This is a genomic window from Streptomyces sp. SAS_272 (assembly GCF_052543235.1).
On record NZ_JBMNDR010000006.1, the window covers coordinates 19292 to 35424 of the forward strand.

Consider the following 16133-nt stretch of genomic DNA (forward strand, 5'->3'; position numbering starts at 1 on the left):
TCGATCCGGCCGCCCCTCGTCGCCCTACGGGCGGCGCCTTACCGCTCGAGCGCTACGGCTTGGGCGTGGCGTGCGGTGCGCAGGTCACGTCCGACCGGTCCAGCTTGCCGGTGAGGAGGTAGGCGTCGACACGGCTGTTGATGCAGGTGTTCACCAGGCTGGTGACACCGTGCGAGCCCGCGCCCTTCTCGGTGATCAGGCGGGAGCCCTGGAAACGCTTGTGCAGCTCCACGGCGCCCTCGTACGGGGTGGCCGCGTCGTTCGTGGACTGCACGATCAGCACCTGCGGCAGCCCCTTGTGCGTGGTGACGTGCACCGGAGTCTGCTGCTTGACCGGCCAGGTGGCGCAGGGCAGGTTCATCCAGGCGTTGGCCCACGTCATGAACGGGTGGTTCTTGTGCAGCGCCGTGTTGTCCCGGTCCCACTTCTTCCAGCTGGTGGGCCACTTGGCGTCGGTGCACTCGACGGCCGTGTAGACGGCGTTGCCGTTCTCCGAGGAGATGTTGCCGGCGGTGTCCGTCAGGTCGGGGGACGCAGCGTCGACGAGGGCCTTGGTGTCCCCGGCGAAGTACGCGCTGAAGACGGTGGCGACCGGCACCCACGAGGAGTCGTAGTACGGGGCGCTCTGGAAGAAGGAGATGAGCTCGGCGGGGCCGACGACGCCGCCGATGGGACTCTTCTTCGCGGTGGCGCGCAGCTCGAGCCACTTCGCCTGGACGGCGGCGCGGGTGGTGCCGAGGTGGAAGGTCGCGTCGTTGGCGGCGACCCAGTCCTGCCAGTCCTTCCAACGGCCCTCGAACGCGACGTCCTGGTCGAGGTTGGCCTCGTACCAGACCTTCTCGCGGGAGGGGTTGACGACGCTGTCGACGACCATGCGGCGCAGGTGCCCCGGGAACATCGTGCCGTACACGGCGCCGAGGTAGGTGCCGTAGGAGACGCCGAGGAAGTTGAGCCCCCGCTCGCCGAGCGCGGCGCGGATGACGTCCAGGTCGCGCACGGTGTTCGGCGTGGTCATCTGCTGGAGCATGGCCTTGCCGGTGCGCTCGGCGCAGCCCTGCGCGTACTCACGGGCGAGCTTGCGCTGGGCGTACTTGTCGGCCGTGGTGTCCGGGACCGGGTCGGCCTTGGGCGCCTTGACGAACTCCTGCGGGTCCATGCAGGAGATGGGCGCGGAGTGGCCCACGCCGCGCGGGTCGAAGCCGACGAAGTCGTAGGCCTTGGCCACGTTGGCCCAGACGGGCGCCTTGGTGGTGACGCGGCGGGGGAAGCGCAGGCCGGAGCCGCCGGGGCCGCCGGGGTTGTAGACGAGCGCGCCCTGGCGCTCCTTGGCCGTGCCCGTGTTGCCGATGCGGTCGACGGCGAGCTTGATCTGCTTGCCGTTCGGCCTGGCGTAGTCGACCGGAACAGTGACCCAGCCGCACTTGATCGGCTTCTCCAGGCCCCAGTCGGCCGGGCAGTCCTGCCAGTCGATGCCGGCCTTCGCGGCGCGCTCGGCGGCGATCGCCGCGCCCCGCGCCTCACGGTCCTGTCCCGGACGACTGCTGGTCGCGCTCGCCGTGGGCGCCGTGACGGCGCCGGCGAGCAGAGTCGCGGTGACGAGTATGCCCGCCGAGCCCAGCGCTGCGACGCGCTTGTTCGGTCGTATGTCCTTCAAGTGGGAACTCCCCTAGCTGGTTATGGCGGCAGGGGGGATCCTCGCTGCTGTGAGGCGTCTGAGAAAAGGTGTCGTTGACCTTCTTTGCCAATCCGATAACCGGAGAGGAAGGTACCGTTCACCGGATGCGCAGGTCGGCGAGGGCTTCGTCCAGTACGCGGCGCAGCCGCAGCCCGTCGGGCGCGAGGGCCGTGACGAGCGCGGCGGGCCCGGCCAACGGCATGACGCAGGCCTGTTCGCCGAACGTCCGGGCCGTCGCCGGCCGCTCCGCGAACTCCGGGCGCACGACGACGAGTTGTCCGACCGCGCGGTGTCCTGCGAGAACGGCGGGACCGTCCCAGCCGCCGGGCGCGCCCGGTCCGCACGCCAGCTCCTGATCGAGGACGGTCCGCCCGGCGACCTTCACGACCAGCCGGCTGGTCAGCCGGCCCGGCTCCTCCCCCACCCGCCCGAGCACCTGCTCCTCGCGCAGCACCAGACGGGCGCCGGCGCCGAGGTCGACGCGTGTGGAGACGGACAGGTCGCTGCCGCCGGCCGAGATCAACTGCTCGGGCAGCCAGTGCAGTTCGCCGTCGTCGGCAACGGTGAGCCGGACGTCGTAACGTGCCTCGTCCTTCGTCTGGCCGGGCAGGGCGATGGTGGCGGCGGCCGAGCCGACCCGCAGCCGGGCCCCCCTGCCCACGTCCGCCTCCACGGCGAACCGGTCACCGCCGAGGGGGCCGCTCATCGCCCCGACGAGCAGGACGCGCGCCTCGTCGCCGACGGCCCGGGTGCGCCGCAGGGCGAGCGGCCCGTCGCTTTCCAGCACGGGCAGGGAGGTGCCGCCGCGCCCGTCGGCGCTCGCCCTGATCCGTGCGGTGGCGCACACCCCGCTCATGTCACACCGTCCAGGCGGCGAGCAGCGAACGCACCCACTCGGCGACGTCCGCGACGCCGCTTCCGCCGCGCAGGGACTGGAAGACGACGGGCAGTTCGGCCCGTTGCGCCTTCGCGTCGGCGGCCATGCGGGCGAGGTCGGAGCCCACGTACGGCGCGAGATCGGTCTTGTTGACGACGAGCAGATCGGCCGTGGTGACGCCCGGGCCGCCCTTGCGCGGGATGTCGTCCCCACCCGCCACGTCGATGACGAAGATCTGGGCGTCCACGAGCCCCTTGGAGAAGGTGGCGGTGAGGTTGTCCCCGCCCGACTCGACCAGGATGAGATCCAGCGGCCCCACGGCGTCCTCAAGGTCCTCGACCGCTTCGAGGTTGGCGGAGATGTCGTCCCGGATCGCGGTGTGCGGGCAGGCGCCCGTCTCGACGGCCGTGATCCGCTCGGGCGGCAGCACGGCCTCCCGCAGCAGGAACTCGGCGTCCTCCCGCGTGTAGATGTCGTTGGTGACGACGGCCAGGGACAGTTCGTCCCGCAACGCCCGGCACAGCGCCGCGACGGTGGCGGTCTTGCCGGACCCGACGGGTCCGCCGAGCCCGATGCGCAGCGCACGCCGCGAGCCGTCGGGCCGCCGGGCGTCGGCACTCACGGCGGCGGGACCCTCATGGATGTGATCAAGATGCACGACGGCTCCGATTCAGCCGGGCCGGGCATCTCAGCCCGTCCGGCGTTCGAGGACGAGGCCCGTTCAGGGCCGAAGCGGGGGCACGGGGGCGGCAGCCCCCGGGGCCGGGAGGGGAAGGCGCGGCACGGGCGGGGAAACCCAAGAGGCACGAGCGGGGGAAGCAAGCAGGCACGGGCGGGGAGCCTCAGGAGGCGAACAGCCGCATGGGCCAGGCCGCATGCACCTCCGCCCCGATCTCCAGCAGCGGAGCGGACGCGGCGGGCAGCACGTCGACGCCCTCCGTCGGCGCCGCGGTCCCGCAGGCCACGGCCCGGTCGACCACCAGGTCCACTTCCGGCGCCAGCCGGGCCAGCACGGCGGTCGCCCGGAACGGGTCGAGGCTCAGCAACCGCACGACGGCGGTGGCCGGTCCGCTCACACTCTCGTAGACCGCGCAGTACGCCGCGTCCGTCGCCCCCAGTCCGGCCGCCCGCGCCGTCATCCCCCACACCACCGGCTGATGCGCGCCCTTGGGGAACTCCCGGGCCAGCGCGTCCAGTTCGGCGCTGGGCCAGGCCGTGCGGGCGGCCCGCAGCAGCTGCCGGCCGAGTCTGCGCGCGACCGCCCGCAGTGCCGGGGAGGGGGTGCGGGCGTCCGCCGCGGCGTCGAGCTGCGCCGGGTCCGCCCCGGCGGCGGCCGCCGCGGCCAGTGCCGCCGCCACGAGTCCGGCCGTGTGCAGCCTCCCGCGGCAGAAGGCCTCGAGGCTCGCCGCGTCGGTGATCCGTCCCGCCTTGACGGCCTCCTCCGCCCCGCCGGAGTGAGCGTGCCCGCCGGCGGGGAAACGGCCGTCGGCGAGGACGAGCAGTGCCGCTCTGGTCACGGTGTCCGTCCTCCGTCTCAGAACAGGAAGTAGCGCTGCGCCATGGGCAGTTCGGCGGCCGGAGCCGCCTCGACGAGCTCTCCGTCGATGTGCACGGCGAAGCTGTCGGGGTCGACCCGGACGCGCGGCCGGGCGTCGTTCTCCCGCATGTCGGCCTTGGTGACACCGCGCGTGGACTCGATGGCGACGAACCTCTTGCCCAGCTGCAGACGCTCGGGCAGTCCGTCCTCGATCGCCAGCGGCGCCACGAAGTTGAACGAGTTCGAGGCGGGCGCCCGGCCGATCGCGCCGTACATCGGACGCGGCAGGATCGGCTGCGGCGTCGGGATCGAGGCGTTGGCGTCGCCCATCTGGGCGTAGGCGATCTGCCCGCCCTTGATGACGAGGTGCGGCTTGACGCCGAAGAACGCCGGCTCCCACAGCACCAGGTCGGCGAGCTTGCCGCTCTCGACGGACCCGATCTCGCGGGCGAGTCCCTGCGCGAGGGCCGGGTTGATCGTGTACTTGGCGACGTACCGGCGGACGCGGTGGTTGTCCGCCCGTCCGTCCCCGGGGAGCGCGCCGCGCCGTCGCTTCATCACGTGCGCCGTCTGCCAGGTCCGCAGGATCACCTCGCCGACGCGGCCCATGGCCTGCGCGTCGGAGGAGATGATCGAGATCGCCCCGAGGTCGTGCAGGACGTCCTCGGCGCCGATCGTCGAGGGCCGGATCCGCGACTCGGCGAACGCCAGGTCCTCCGGGACGGCCGGGTTGAGGTGGTGACACACCATCAGCATGTCGAGGTGTTCCTCGGCCGTGTTCACCGTGTACGGCCGCGTCGGGTTCGTCGAGCTCGGCAGCACGTGCGGCTCGGAGACGACGGTCATGATGTCCGGCGCATGCCCGCCGCCCGCGCCCTCGGTGTGGTACGCGTGGATGCCGCGTCCGGCGATCGCGGCCAGTGTGTCGCCCACGAACCCGGCCTCGTTGAGCGTGTCGGTGTGGATCGCGACCTGGATGCCGGTGCGGTCGGCGACGGTCAGCGAGGCGTCGATGACGGCCGGGGTCGAGCCCCAGTCCTCGTGCAGCTTCAACCCCAGCGCCCCGCCGCGGATCTGCGAGAGCATCGCGTCCTGCGAGACGGTGTTGCCCTTGCCGAGGAACCCGATGTTCAGCGGGTACTGCTCCATCGCCTCCAGCATCCGCGCGAGGTGCCACGGGCCGGGCGTCACGGTGGTCGCCTTGGAGCCCTCTGCGGGTCCCGTTCCGCCGCCGACCAGCGTGGTGACGCCCGACGCGAGAGCCTCGTCGGCGATCTGCGGGCAGATGAAGTGGACGTGCGCGTCGACCGCGCCGGCCGTCAGGATCCGTCCGTTGCCGGCGATCACCTCGGTCTCCGGGCCGATGACCAGATCCGGGTGGACGCCGTCCATCGTGTCGGGGTTGCCGGCCTTGCCGATGCCGGTGATCCGCCCGTCCCTGATGCCGACGTCGGCCTTCACCACACCCCAGTGGTCCACGATGACCGCGCCCGTGACGACCGTGTCGGGCGTGCCCTCCGCGCGGGTGGCCCGCGACTGTCCCATGGACTCACGGATGACCTTGCCGCCGCCGAAGACCGCCTCGTCACCGGCGAGTCCGGGGCCGCCGCAGCGGTCCTCCTCGATCTCGATCAACAGATCGGTGTCGGCGAGCCGGATGCGGTCGCCGGTCGTCGGACCGAACAGGTCGGCGTACGCGGCACGTGAGATCTCAGGCATCGAGGGCACCTCCGGTCTCCCCGCGCAGGCCGGGCACGATCCGGTCGCCCGCCAGGGGCACGAGTTCGATCTCGACGGGAATCCCCGGCTCGAAGCGCACGGCGGTGCCGGCGGCGACGTTCAGCCGCCTGCCGCGCGCGGCGGCGCGGTCGAACTCCAGGCCCGGGTTGGCCTCGGCGAAGTGGTAGTGGGAACCGACCTGGACGGGCCGGTCGGCGGCGTTGAGCACGGTGAGCCGGGTGACCGCACGGCCCTCGTTGTACACGACCGGCTCGTCGGCGAAGAGGATCTCTCCGGGAATCATGGCGGCCTCCCCCGTCAGACGATTGGGTCGTGGACGGTGACGAGCTTGGTGCCGTCGGGGAAGGTGGCCTCGACCTGGACGTCGTGGATCATCTCGGGGATGCCCTCCATGACGTCGTCGCGGGTGAGCAGTTTGCGGCCCGAGGACATGAGCTCGGCGACCGTACGACCGTCCCGCGCCCCCTCGAGGATGTGCGAGGTGATGAGGGCCACCGCCTCGGGGTGGTTGAGCTTCAGCCCGCGGGCCCGGCGCCGCTCGGCGACGTCGGCCGCCACATGGATCAGCAGCCTCTCCTGCTCGTGCGGGGTCAGTTGCACGTCCCACCTCACATCCTCGCTCCGGACCGTGCGGGGCCCGTTTGCCGCGGCCACGGGGGAACGCCCCTGGTGGCATGGATCGGCAGGCTAGTTGGACCGCATTTCGAGCAAGTTAACCAAGCTGTGATCATTCAGGCCGACGGCGGCGGGGCGACACGCCCAGCGACGCGCGCAGCCCGTCACCGGGCACCTCCGCGGGCGTGGGGCCGGGCAGCGGCTGCCGTGCGACGAAACCCGCGAGGTCGGCGATCCCTCGCTGCGCGGCATCCCTCGCAAGCCTCGCGGACCTGCCCAGGACCTCGCCGACGACGGCGGCGGTGAGCTCCTTCTCTCCGCTGACGCAGCGGTGCACCGCCCGGGCCGACGGCTCGCACGGCACGGGGACGCCTTTGGGATACACCGTGACGACGACGGGACGGCGGCCCGTGACGCGATCGCGGACCGGACCGTATACGGCGCCGTCGTCGTCACCGCCGGCGGGCCCGAGCCGCTGACGGCGTCGGCCGCGGGAGCGGTCGTGGCGCGGCTGCCGCGGCAGGCCGTGGCGCAGCAGGCGGCCGCCGACGGCGCCCGGGTGGAGACGGTGACGTGGTTCCCAGGCCCTACGACGGGCCGGCCCCCCGGTGCTCCGCGGCGATCCCGAACCGCTGCTGTTCACGGGGCGCGGAGGCGACCTCGCGCACGGCGGAGACGGATCGGATCACCGGCTCCTCGGCCGGACGGTCCAGCTCGTCCAGTCGCTCCAGGTCGGCGGCGGAGACGAGGGCGACGAGGGGTTTGCCGTGCCGGGTCACGACGACGCGCTCACCGCCGTACACCACGCGGTTGATCAGGTCGGCGAGTTCAGCCCTGGCTTGCGTCACCGGAATCTCGTAGGCCATGAACCCATTCTAACGTCACGTACGTCCTGTACATTTCTTACAGACGTGCCAGACATAGAAGGAGGGGGCACCCATGCAGCGACCGTCCGCCCGCCATGTCCTGCCCGAGTTCACCGAACGGACGAGCTCGGGGCACCGCACCATGGATCCGTACGCGAAGTTGCTGGAGGAGCGGATCGTCTTCCTGGGCGCCCAGGTCGACGACGTCTCGGCGAACGACGTCATGGCCCAGTTCATGTACCTCGAGCACAAGGACCCGGACCGGGACATCGCGCTGTACATCAACTCCCCCGGCGGCTCGTTCAGCGCGATGACGGCGCTGTACGACACGATCCGGTTCGTCACCTGCGACGTGTCGACGACCTGCCTGGGGCAGGCGGGCTCGTCGGCGGCGGTCCTGCTGGCGGCGGGCACGCCGGGCAAGCGGTTCACCCTGCCGGGGGCGCGGATGACGATCCGCCAGCCCTCGCTGCCCGAGCCCGTCGAGGGGCAGGCCGGCGACCTGGCCATTCAGGCCGAGGAGCTGGCGCGCACCCGCGCCCGCCTGGAGGAGATGCTCGTGCGGCACACCGGGCGGACGCCGGAGCAGGTGACCGCGGACATCGAGCGGGACACGTTCCTCTCCGCCCCGCAGGCGGTGGAGTACGGCCTGGTGGACGGCATCGTCCCGAGCCGCAAGGCTTCCTCCGGGGCGCAGGGCGGGAGGTGAGCCGGCGATGGTGCCCGAACTGCCGCCGCTGCCCGCGTTGACCCGCGCGGAGGCCGAGCTGATCGACGGATACCTCGACGTGGTCGACATGCTCGGCCGCATCAATCCCGCCCACCACGGGGACACCTACCGCGGACTGCGCGCGGCCCAGGCGCTGGTGAGCAAGGCGACCGCGCTGCGCGACGCGCTGACGCTGATGCACCAGCGGGGTGAGAGCGAGCTGCACGCGCCGACGCTCGCGCGGGCGCTGCGCGTCCTGGACGGGGAGCGCCGCACCGCGCGCGTCACGCTGCCGCCGCTCTCCGAGAGTTGACCCGGGGCGGCTGCGGTCCGGACGGCTCGCGGCTCGGACGTGACGTCCGGACCGGAGTCGAAACGACCCAGAAGGCGTACCCCCGTTCGGCAGAACGTCTACTGTTCCCCCGGACGCCCAGAACTTGCGCACAAGGGCGCTCTTCGAGCGGAACGAGGGGCGTCGTCGCTGGTGGGAGCCCCTCAGGTGGTACGGCACCTGATCACCCGTCAGAGTGTTCACCCGAACGGGTGAGTGGTGAGTAACCCCACAAATCCCCGGTTCCGTTGGGATTTTCGGACATCCGTGAGCCAAGATCCCTGTCTGACGACAAGCCCCCGCCACAAGCGGCGGGGCGGTCCGGGTGGACGCCGAGTCCTGCCGCCTCCCGGATGACCGGTCGACAGGAGTGCATCGGCAGGAGTGGAGGACCCAAGCACGACGGGTCGCCGGAACGGTCACGCCATGGCCGGGCCGAGCAGCCCTTGGGGTGAAGCCGCTGACGCGGCCGGGCAACTTCGCCAGCCCGAATCCGACAGGTCATCCTTCACAGGCGGCTGACGAAGGGTTGCGCATGACTGCGCTCAATCGTGTCCCGTCGCTCATGGTCCGGGCCGGTACGGCCTCGGCGTTCGCCATCGCCGCCGTCGGCGGCACGGTCGTGGTCCCGGGGCTCGCTCCGGACGCCGCGGCCGCCACACCGGCGACGAAGGCGCTTCAGGTCGCGGCCTCCAAGAAGGGGGCGCCGTACAAGTACGGGGCCACCGGACCGAAGAGGTTCGACTGCTCGGGGCTCACGCTGTACTCGTTCAAGAAGGCGGGCAAGAGTCTGCCGCGGACGGCGGCCCAGCAGTACAACAAGACGAAGCACATTTCGGCGTCCAGCCGCAAGGCGGGCGACCTGGTGTTCTTCCACTCGGGGTCGAACGTGTACCACGTCGGGATCTACGCGGGTAAGGGCAAGATCTGGCACTCGCCGAAGACCGGGGACGTGGTGAAGCTGCAGAAGATCTGGACCAAGAGCGTCTGGTACGGCCGGGTCCGCTAGCGCCCGGAAGCCGATCCGCCGGGTCCTGCGGGGCCCGACGCCGATCTGCCGGGTCCGCCGAGCTTGTCGGGCCCGCTGGGACCTCCCGGGGCCGTGTACGGCGTCCTGACACGCCCTCATCGCCCCGGGAGCTCGCCTTCCGCCGGGACCGCCAGGACCGCGCCGGCCGGCTCCGCCGCCGGGACGGTCCACGGGAGCTCGACGATGACCGTCTTGCCGCCCTCCCGGGTGGGCCGCACTCTGAGTCTGCCGCCGGCCTCCGCGGTCAGCCAGCGAATGATCACCATGCCTCGGCCGTTGTCCTGCTGGACGGCGGCCGGCAGTCGTTGCGGGAAGCGCGGGTGACTGTCGGTGACGCCGATGCTCAGGCGTTCGTCGCGGTCGAGGACGAGGTCCACCGTGAAGGTCGGCGACTGGCCGAAGGTGTGCTGCACGGCGTTGGTGGCGAGCTCCGAGACGATCAGGCGGACGGTGTCGGCCGCCTCGACGTCCGCCGGCAGGCCCCACTCGCCGAGAATGCCGGCCACGAAGGCACGGGCCGTGGAGACCGAGGCGGGATCGCTCGGCAGAGTGACGGTTGCTTCCAGGTGATCTGCCATGGCGACGTCGTACCTTTCCCACGGGACCGGAGCCCGACACGGCGCGGATGGATTCGAGTACGGTCCCGGACTGGTGCTTCTTCGCCAGACTGCCATCACCACGCCGGTCACGGGTGGCGATCCACCAAGATGTGCATATATCTGTCGCCCGATGCGGTGAACTCTGCCACGACGGAGCGTATTTGGCCGGCCTGTCAGGAGTAAGGAGGAGCCCATGCAGCACGGACCGGCGGTGCGCCGCCGCAAGCTGGGCGCCGAACTGCGCACTTTACGCGCCCAGGCGGGCCTCACCAGTGGTGAGGCGGCCCGGCTCGTGGGGTGGCACCAGTCCAAGGTGAGCCGTATCGAGACCGGTACCAGTGGATCGAAACCGGCCGATGTGCGGTTACTCCTCGACGCGTACGGTGTGGCCGATCCGCAACTGCGGGAGCTGATGCTGGCGTTGGCCGGCGACGACACGGACGGCGGCCGGGACCACTGGTGGCACGCCTACCGCGGGGTGCTGCCGCCGGCCTACCGGGACTTCATCAGCCTGGAGTCCCAGGCCAGCGCGATGCGCACCCTGGAGACGACCGTGGTGCCGGGCCTGCTGCAGACGCCCGAGTACGCGCGCGCCGTGACCTGCGCGGCCGTCGAGGGCCTCGACGAGGAGCAGTTGGACACCCTGGTGGAGGTGCGGCTGGCCCGCCAGGACGTACTGCGTGCGCAGCCGCCGCTGGAGCTGAGCGCGGTGCTGGACGAGGCGGTGCTGCGCCGCGAGGTGGGCGGCCCCGAGGTGATGGCGCGCCAGCTGCGACGGCTGGCGGATGCCTCACGCATGCCGCAAGTGAGCCTTCAGGTACTGCCGTTTACCGCGGGTGCGCATATCGGGGTAACCGGCCCTTTCGTTATCTTTTCATTTGCGCGCACTTCTGATCTGGATGTGGTTGTTCTCGACCACTTGACGAGTAGCCTCTATCTCGAACGGAAAGAAGACCTCCAGGCCTACGCCCAGGCCTTCAACGCCCTTCGGGCGCACGCCCTTTCGCCCGGGGAATCATCGGATTACCTCGCCGCCATTGCCGGCGACACGTAAGGAGGCACCATGTCCGCAGTACCGCGGAACGTACCTTCCCGTACCGATCCCGACCGGCTCCCGCAGATGCGGTGGCTGCGCAGCAGCTACAGCACGGGAGCCAACAACTGCGTCGAGACCGCCCGGCCGGACCACGGCCCCTTGGCCGGTCTGCTCGCCGTACGGGACTCCAAGGTCCCGGCCGGTCCCGCCCTGCTCTTCTCCCCCGAGAGCTGGACGGGCTTCACCGCCGCGCTCAGCCGGCCACGCCGCACCTGACTGCGCCTCCAGGCGCCCCCGTCACCGCACCCGTCACAGGCGTCCCACGGCCGTGTCCCGCCGACTCATGGCCGTGTCCCGCCGATCACCCGCACAGCGCGTTCCAGCTCCGCCCCGGAGAGGTCCGCACGGGCGGTGAGCCTCAGGCGTGAGATTCCATCGGGAACGGAAGGAGGACGGAAGCAGCCCACGGCCAGGCCTGCCGTCCGGCAGTCCGCCGCCCAGTGCAGCGCCTCCTCCGGGGACGGCGCACGCACCGAGACGACCGCCGCGTCCGGACGCACCGCCTCCAGGCCCGCGGCCGTCAGCCGGGCGTGCAGTTGGCCCGCCACCGCACGCGCGCGTGCCGCGCGCTCCGGCTCCCTGCGCAGCAGTCGCAGGGCCGCCAGCGCGGCGCCCGCCGCCGCCGGGGCCAGACCCGTGTCGAAGATGAAGGTGCGGGCCGCGTTCACGAGATGCTCGATCACCCGCGCGGGCCCCAGCACGGCGCCCCCCTGGCTGCCGAGCGACTTGGACAGCGTGAGCGTCACGACGACGTCGGCGGCCCCGGCCAGACCGGCCGCGTGCGCGGTCCCCCGGCCGCCGTCCCCGAGCACGCCCAGTCCGTGGGCGTCGTCGACGACGAGTCCGGCGCCGCGCTCCCGGCAGGCGGCGGCGAGGCCGGCCAGCGGGGCCGCGTCGCCGTCGACCGAGAAGACCGCGTCGGAGACGGCCACGGCCGGGCCGTCGTGGGCGTCGAGCGCCTTGCGCACGGCTTCCGGGTCGGCGTGGCCGACGACCTGGACGGCGCCGCGGGCCAGCCGGCAGCCGTCGATGAGCGAGGCGTGGTTGCCCGCGTCGGAGACGATCAGCGAGCCGTGCGGGGCCAGCGCGGTGACGGCGGCGAGGTTGGCCGCGTAACCGGAGGAGAAGACCAGGGCCGCCTCGAAGCCGCAGAAGTCCGCCAGCTCCCGCTCCAGGTCGCCGTGCAGCTCGGTGGTGCCGGTGACGAGGCGGGAGCCGGTGGCGCCGCCGCCCCAGGTGCGGGCGGCGGCCGCGGCGCCCTCGACGACCTCGGGATGGCGGGCCAGACCCAGGTAGTCGTTGCTCGCGAGGTCGAGCAGCGGCGAGTCGGCCGGACGCGGCCGCAGCGTCCGTACGAGTCCGGCCCGGCGGCGCAGCTCCGCCTGCTCGTCGATCCAGCCGAACGCCATGGGTCCTCCGGGGCTTTTGTAGGTAGCGGACAGACACTAGCGGCAGGGCCGCCCACCCACGGTGTGGCAATACCCACACGTCGAACCGGGTGTGTTGTGTGATCCCTACCTTGGCCCGGGGCGGGTGCGTAGGACAGGATCGGCTCTCATGGACCTGCTGAACACGCTGGTGGACAAGGGGCTTCGGCGCGAGCTGCCGACCCGCGAGGAGGCTCTGGCCGTCCTCGCCACTTCCGACGACGACGTGATGGACGTGGTGGCCGCGGCCGGGAAGGTGCGCCGGCGCTGGTTCGGGCGACGGGTGAAGCTCAACTACCTCGTCAACCTCAAGTCGGGCCTGTGCCCCGAGGACTGTTCGTACTGCTCCCAGCGGCTGGGCTCGACGGCCGGCATCCTGAAGTACACCTGGCTCAAGCCCGACGAGGCCTCGCAGGCCGCCGCCGCCGGTCTGGCGGGCGGCGCCAAGCGGGTCTGCCTGGTGGCGTCCGGGCGAGGGCCGACGGACCGGGACGTCGACCGGGTCTCCGACACCATCAAGGCGATCAAGGAACAGAACGAGGGCGTCGAGGTGTGCGCCTGTCTGGGCCTGCTCTCCGACGGCCAGGCCGAGCGGCTGCGCGAGGCGGGCGCCGACGCCTACAACCACAACCTCAACACGTCGGAGTCCACGTACGGGGACATCACGACCACGCACACCTACGCCGACCGGGTGGACACCGTCACCAAGGCGCACGCGGCGGGCCTGTCGGCCTGCTCGGGTCTGATCGCCGGCATGGGCGAGACGGACGAGGACCTGGTGGACGTCGTCTACTCGCTGCGCGAGCTGGACCCGGACTCGGTGCCGGTCAACTTCCTCATCCCGGTCGAGGGCACCCCGCTGGCCAAGGAGTGGAACCTCACCCCGCAGCGCTGTCTGCGGATCCTGGCCATGGTGCGGTTCGTCTGCCCGGACGTCGAGGTCCGCATCGCGGGCGGGCGCGAGGTCCATCTGCGCACGATGCAGCCGCTCGCGCTGCACCTGGCCAACTCGATCTTCCTCGGCGACTACCTCACGACCGAGGGCCAGGCAGGCAAGGCCGACCTGGAGATGATCGCGGACGCCGGGTTCGAGGTGGAGGGCGCGGAGCAGGTCACCCTGCCCGAGCACCGGGCGACGGCGGGCGGCGGCTGCGGGTCCCACGCGGGCGGCGGCTGCGCCTCCGAGGAGTCCGCGGGGTGCGGCGCCCACGAGGGCTCCGGGTGCGGCTCGCACGAGGGCGGCGGCGTCTGCGGCTCCGGCCCTGCGGCGACTGCCGCCTCGGCTGCCCCCGCTGCCGCGGCGTCGGCCGGCGAGGCCCGCACCGACCTGGTCGCCGTGCGCCGCCGCGGCGCCGGCACCGATCTCGCGCCCAATGCCTGAGCCGTCCCCGCTCGCGGTGCCCGAGCTGCTGGAGCTCGACCGGCGGCATGTGTGGCATCCCTACGGTCCGATGCCCGGCCGGGCCGAACCGCTCGTCGTGGAGTCGGCGAGCGGGGTCCGGCTGCGGATGGCGGACGGCTCGGGCGAGCTGGTCGACGGCATGTCGTCCTGGTGGTCGGCGATCCACGGCTACCGCCACCCGGTGCTCGACGAGGCCGTGCGCGAGCAGCTGGGCCGGATGAGCCACGTGATGTTCGGCGGGCTCACCCACGAGCCCGCCGTTCGACTGGCGAAGCATCTTGTCGACATGTCGCCCGATGGTCTCGAGCATGTCTTCCTCGCCGACTCGGGTTCGGTGTCGGTCGAGGTCGCCGTGAAGATGTGCCTCCAGTACTGGCGTTCGCTGGGCCGTCCGGCGAAGCGCCGCCTGCTGACCTGGCGCGGGGGCTACCACGGCGACACCTGGCAGCCCATGTCGGTGTGCGACCCCGACGGCGGGATGCACGACCTGTGGACCGGGGTGCTGCCCCGGCAGGTCTTCGTGGACGCGCCCCCGGCGGAGTACGACGAGGCGTACGCGGATGAGCTGCGCGCGGCCGTCGAACGGCACGCCGACGAGCTGGCCGCGGTCATCGTGGAGCCGGTGGTGCAGGGCGCGGGCGGGATGCGGTTCCACTCCCCCGGCTATCTGCGGGTGCTGCGCGAGGCGTGCGACGCACACGACGTGCTGCTGGTGTTCGACGAGATCGCGACCGGATTCGGCCGTACGGGCGCGCTGTTCGCGGCGGAGCACGCCGCGGTCACGCCGGATGTGATGTGCGTCGGCAAGGCTCTGACCGGCGGCTATCTGACGATGGCGGCGACGCTGTGCACCTCCCGGGTGGCCGACGGGATCTCGCGGGGCGAGGTGCCGGTGCTGGCCCACGGCCCGACGTTCATGGGCAACCCCCTCGCCGCGGCCGTGGCCTGCGCCTCGATCGAGCTGCTGCTCGGACAGGACTGGCTCGCGGAGGTCAAGCGGATCGAGTCCGGGCTGCGGGAGGGCCTCGCGCCGGCCTCGCGGCTCCCGGGCGTGCGGGACGTGCGGGTTCTCGGCGCCATCGGCGTGGTCCAGCTCGATCATGAGGTGGACATGCGGGCCGCCACCGCGGCGGCCGTGCGCGAGGGCGTCTGGCTGCGTCCGTTCCGCGACCTCGTCTACACGATGCCGCCGTACGTCACCGCGGACGCGGACGTGGCACGGATCGCGCGCGCGGTGTGCGCCGCGGCGCGGGAGGGGTGAGCATGCCGATCCTGGTGATCACGGGGACGGGCACGGAGGTCGGCAAGACGGTCACGACGGCGGCGGTCGCCGCGACGGCGCTGGCGGCGGGCCGGTCGGTGGCCGTGCTGAAGGCGGCGCAGACCGGTGTGGCGCCGGACGAGCGGGGGGACGCCGAGGAGGTCGCACGGCTGGCGGGCGCGCTCACCGCGGTCGAAGTCGCCCGCTTCCCGGAGCCGTTGGCTCCCGCGACGGCGGCGCGGCGGGCGGGTCTCGCGCCCGTGCGCCCGAACGACGTGGCGGAGGCGGCGCGGAAACTGGCGGCGGAGCACGACCTGGTGCTGGTCGAGGGGGCGGGCGGGCTGCTCGTGCGGTTCGACGAGGCGGGCGGAACGCTGGCCGACGCCGCTCGGTTGCTGCGGGCGCCGGTGCTGGTGGTGTCCTCGGCGGGGCTGGGCACGCTGAACACGACGGAGCTGACGGCTCGTGAACTGCGCTTGCGCGAGCTGGAGTTGCTGGGCGTGGTCATCGGCGACTGGCCGGACTCGCCCGATCTGGCGATGCGTTGCAACGTCACCGACCTGCCGGATGTCGCCGGCGCACCGCTGCTGGGGGCGCTGCCGACGGGCGTGGGGGCGCTGGCGCCCGCCGCCTTCCGCGCGGCGGCACCGGGTTGGCTGGCGCCCCGCCTCGACGGGACGTGGGACGCCGACGCGTTCCGGGTGCGGGCCGCGGACTGAGTCAGGTCCACGAGGCTGCGCAGACCGTCTGCGGCGCGGGGCTCGATGGCATGACGGGGACTCGGCGCGAGCGTCGTCGGCCCGGGCGGTCGTGCGCGCGAGCTTGCGCCCCGCGCGGTCCTGCGCTCGTGCCTCGGGCACGGAGGTGGCGGCGCCCGTGCCCCGGGCACGGAGGTGGCGGCACCCGTGCCCCGGGCACGGGCGGGCCGGTGCCTCGGGCACGGGCGGGCCGGGCGACTCGAACCGGTG

General features: G+C 72.4%; 19 protein-coding genes and 1 riboswitch. Of the genes, 8 read left to right on the forward strand and 11 right to left on the reverse strand.

Features of this window, described 5'->3' with window-relative positions; all coding sequences use genetic code 11:
* Nucleotides 1-52: 52 nt before the first annotated feature.
* The 9 genes from ACN6LD_RS06440 to ACN6LD_RS06480 all read right to left on the reverse strand — a co-directional run bounded on the left by ACN6LD_RS06440 (nucleotide 53) and on the right by ACN6LD_RS06480 (nucleotide 7310).
* Nucleotides 53-1654 carry an alpha/beta hydrolase gene (locus ACN6LD_RS06440; protein WP_319189165.1) on the reverse strand — a complete coding sequence of 534 codons (1602 nt, stop codon included), beginning with the start codon at nucleotides 1652-1654 and terminating at the stop codon, nucleotides 53-55.
* A 118-nt stretch (nucleotides 1655-1772) separates the two neighbouring features.
* Nucleotides 1773-2531 carry an urease accessory protein UreD gene (locus ACN6LD_RS06445; protein ID WP_319189167.1) on the reverse strand — a complete coding sequence of 253 codons (759 nt, stop codon included), beginning with the start codon at nucleotides 2529-2531 and terminating at the stop codon, nucleotides 1773-1775.
* A 1-nt stretch (nucleotide 2532) separates the two neighbouring features.
* Nucleotides 2533-3210: an urease accessory protein UreG gene (ureG, locus tag ACN6LD_RS06450; protein ID WP_319189169.1), complete on the reverse strand. Its 678-nt coding sequence runs from the start codon at nucleotides 3208-3210 to the stop codon at nucleotides 2533-2535.
* A 184-nt stretch (nucleotides 3211-3394) separates the two neighbouring features.
* A complete protein-coding gene (locus ACN6LD_RS06455) occupies nucleotides 3395-4069 on the reverse strand; it encodes an urease accessory protein UreF (RefSeq protein WP_445042655.1) in 675 nt (224 codons plus the stop codon).
* Nucleotides 4070-4086: 17 nt separating this feature from the next.
* Nucleotides 4087-5808 carry an urease subunit alpha gene (locus tag ACN6LD_RS06460; RefSeq protein ID WP_319189058.1) on the reverse strand — a complete coding sequence of 574 codons (1722 nt, stop codon included), beginning with the start codon at nucleotides 5806-5808 and terminating at the stop codon, nucleotides 4087-4089.
* Nucleotides 5801-6112 carry an urease subunit beta gene (locus ACN6LD_RS06465; protein WP_319189060.1) on the reverse strand — a complete coding sequence of 104 codons (312 nt, stop codon included), beginning with the start codon at nucleotides 6110-6112 and terminating at the stop codon, nucleotides 5801-5803. The genes ACN6LD_RS06460 and ACN6LD_RS06465 overlap by 8 nt, the downstream gene beginning before the upstream one ends.
* Nucleotides 6113-6126: 14 nt before the next feature.
* On the reverse strand, nucleotides 6127-6429 hold the full coding sequence (locus tag ACN6LD_RS06470) for an urease subunit gamma (protein WP_057580927.1): 303 nt from the start codon (nucleotides 6427-6429) through the stop codon (nucleotides 6127-6129).
* A gap of 127 nt (nucleotides 6430-6556) precedes the next feature.
* The gene (locus ACN6LD_RS06475; protein ID WP_445042656.1) at nucleotides 6557-6808 is read right to left on the reverse strand and encodes a hypothetical protein; all 252 of its coding nucleotides are present in this window, start codon (nucleotides 6806-6808) and stop codon (nucleotides 6557-6559) included.
* A gap of 223 nt (nucleotides 6809-7031) precedes the next feature.
* On the reverse strand, nucleotides 7032-7310 hold the full coding sequence (locus ACN6LD_RS06480; RefSeq protein ID WP_319189065.1) for a type II toxin-antitoxin system Phd/YefM family antitoxin: 279 nt from the start codon (nucleotides 7308-7310) through the stop codon (nucleotides 7032-7034).
* Nucleotides 7311-7383: 73 nt separating this feature from the next.
* Here ACN6LD_RS06480 and ACN6LD_RS06485 point away from each other — a divergent pair, with 73 nt between their 5' ends.
* The 3 genes from ACN6LD_RS06485 (at nucleotide 7384) to ACN6LD_RS06495 (ending at nucleotide 9359) form a co-directional block, all read left to right on the forward strand.
* The gene (locus ACN6LD_RS06485; RefSeq protein ID WP_445042657.1) at nucleotides 7384-8019 is read left to right on the forward strand and encodes an ATP-dependent Clp protease proteolytic subunit; all 636 of its coding nucleotides are present in this window, start codon (nucleotides 7384-7386) and stop codon (nucleotides 8017-8019) included.
* A 7-nt stretch (nucleotides 8020-8026) separates the two neighbouring features.
* Entirely contained in the window at nucleotides 8027-8332 is a 306-nt protein-coding gene (locus tag ACN6LD_RS06490) for a hypothetical protein (RefSeq protein WP_266719302.1), read from the forward strand.
* A 379-nt stretch (nucleotides 8333-8711) separates the two neighbouring features.
* Nucleotides 8712-8882, forward strand: a riboswitch (cyclic di-AMP (ydaO/yuaA leader).
* 3 nt (nucleotides 8883-8885) lie between these two features.
* The gene (locus ACN6LD_RS06495) at nucleotides 8886-9359 is read left to right on the forward strand and encodes a C40 family peptidase (RefSeq protein WP_319189070.1); all 474 of its coding nucleotides are present in this window, start codon (nucleotides 8886-8888) and stop codon (nucleotides 9357-9359) included.
* A 116-nt stretch (nucleotides 9360-9475) separates the two neighbouring features.
* Here ACN6LD_RS06495 and ACN6LD_RS06500 read toward each other — a convergent pair whose 3' ends face one another.
* Complete coding sequence (locus ACN6LD_RS06500) at nucleotides 9476-9958, reverse strand: ATP-binding protein (RefSeq protein ID WP_445042658.1); 483 nt, start codon at nucleotides 9956-9958, stop codon at nucleotides 9476-9478.
* A gap of 214 nt (nucleotides 9959-10172) precedes the next feature.
* Here ACN6LD_RS06500 and ACN6LD_RS06505 point away from each other — a divergent pair, with 214 nt between their 5' ends.
* A complete protein-coding gene (locus tag ACN6LD_RS06505) occupies nucleotides 10173-11033 on the forward strand; it encodes a helix-turn-helix domain-containing protein (protein ID WP_445042659.1) in 861 nt (286 codons plus the stop codon).
* Nucleotides 11034-11042: 9 nt separating this feature from the next.
* Nucleotides 11043-11291, forward strand: a complete 249-nt coding sequence (locus ACN6LD_RS06510) for a DUF397 domain-containing protein (RefSeq protein ID WP_319189076.1) — start codon at nucleotides 11043-11045, stop codon at nucleotides 11289-11291.
* Between the two features lie 65 nt (nucleotides 11292-11356).
* On the opposite strand, the gene ACN6LD_RS06515 is transcribed toward ACN6LD_RS06510, so the two are convergent.
* On the reverse strand, nucleotides 11357-12484 hold the full coding sequence (locus tag ACN6LD_RS06515) for an 8-amino-7-oxononanoate synthase (RefSeq protein WP_319189077.1): 1128 nt from the start codon (nucleotides 12482-12484) through the stop codon (nucleotides 11357-11359).
* Nucleotides 12485-12632: 148 nt separating this feature from the next.
* On the opposite strand from ACN6LD_RS06515, the gene bioB reads away from it, so the two are divergent.
* From bioB to bioD, 3 genes are read left to right on the forward strand one after another with little or no spacing between them, the layout of a single operon-like run.
* On the forward strand, nucleotides 12633-13883 hold the full coding sequence (gene bioB, locus ACN6LD_RS06520; protein ID WP_445042660.1) for a biotin synthase BioB: 1251 nt from the start codon (nucleotides 12633-12635) through the stop codon (nucleotides 13881-13883).
* Complete coding sequence (locus ACN6LD_RS06525; RefSeq protein WP_445042661.1) at nucleotides 13876-15165, forward strand: adenosylmethionine--8-amino-7-oxononanoate transaminase; 1290 nt, start codon at nucleotides 13876-13878, stop codon at nucleotides 15163-15165. Before bioB ends, ACN6LD_RS06525 begins: the two co-directional genes overlap by 8 nt.
* Before the next feature lie 2 nt (nucleotides 15166-15167).
* The gene (gene bioD, locus ACN6LD_RS06530; protein ID WP_445042662.1) at nucleotides 15168-15884 is read left to right on the forward strand and encodes a dethiobiotin synthase; all 717 of its coding nucleotides are present in this window, start codon (nucleotides 15168-15170) and stop codon (nucleotides 15882-15884) included.
* Nucleotides 15885-16133: the final 249 nt, after the last annotated feature.

Bases quoted from the DNA above. Each gene is read 5' to 3' on its own strand.
- ACN6LD_RS06510 (WP_319189076.1), top strand. From the start codon at position 11,043: ATGTCCGCAGTACCGCGGAACGTACCTTCCCGTACCGATCCCGACCGG.
- ACN6LD_RS06525 (WP_445042661.1), top strand. From the start codon at position 13,876: ATGCCTGAGCCGTCCCCGCTCGCGGTGCCCGAGCTGCTGGAGCTCGAC.
- ACN6LD_RS06500 (WP_445042658.1), bottom strand. From the start codon at position 9,958: ATGGCAGATCACCTGGAAGCAACCGTCACTCTGCCGAGCGATCCCGCC.
- bioD (WP_445042662.1), top strand. From the start codon at position 15,168: ATGCCGATCCTGGTGATCACGGGGACGGGCACGGAGGTCGGCAAGACG.
- ACN6LD_RS06495 (WP_319189070.1), top strand. From the start codon at position 8,886: ATGACTGCGCTCAATCGTGTCCCGTCGCTCATGGTCCGGGCCGGTACG.
- ACN6LD_RS06445 (WP_319189167.1), bottom strand. From the start codon at position 2,531: ATGAGCGGGGTGTGCGCCACCGCACGGATCAGGGCGAGCGCCGACGGG.
- ACN6LD_RS06490 (WP_266719302.1), top strand. From the start codon at position 8,027: ATGGTGCCCGAACTGCCGCCGCTGCCCGCGTTGACCCGCGCGGAGGCC.
- ACN6LD_RS06465 (WP_319189060.1), bottom strand. From the start codon at position 6,112: ATGATTCCCGGAGAGATCCTCTTCGCCGACGAGCCGGTCGTGTACAAC.
- ACN6LD_RS06480 (WP_319189065.1), bottom strand. From the start codon at position 7,310: ATGGCCTACGAGATTCCGGTGACGCAAGCCAGGGCTGAACTCGCCGAC.
- ACN6LD_RS06505 (WP_445042659.1), top strand. From the start codon at position 10,173: ATGCAGCACGGACCGGCGGTGCGCCGCCGCAAGCTGGGCGCCGAACTG.
- ACN6LD_RS06460 (WP_319189058.1), bottom strand. From the start codon at position 5,808: ATGCCTGAGATCTCACGTGCCGCGTACGCCGACCTGTTCGGTCCGACG.
- ACN6LD_RS06515 (WP_319189077.1), bottom strand. From the start codon at position 12,484: ATGGCGTTCGGCTGGATCGACGAGCAGGCGGAGCTGCGCCGCCGGGCC.
- bioB (WP_445042660.1), top strand. From the start codon at position 12,633: ATGGACCTGCTGAACACGCTGGTGGACAAGGGGCTTCGGCGCGAGCTG.
- ACN6LD_RS06485 (WP_445042657.1), top strand. From the start codon at position 7,384: ATGCAGCGACCGTCCGCCCGCCATGTCCTGCCCGAGTTCACCGAACGG.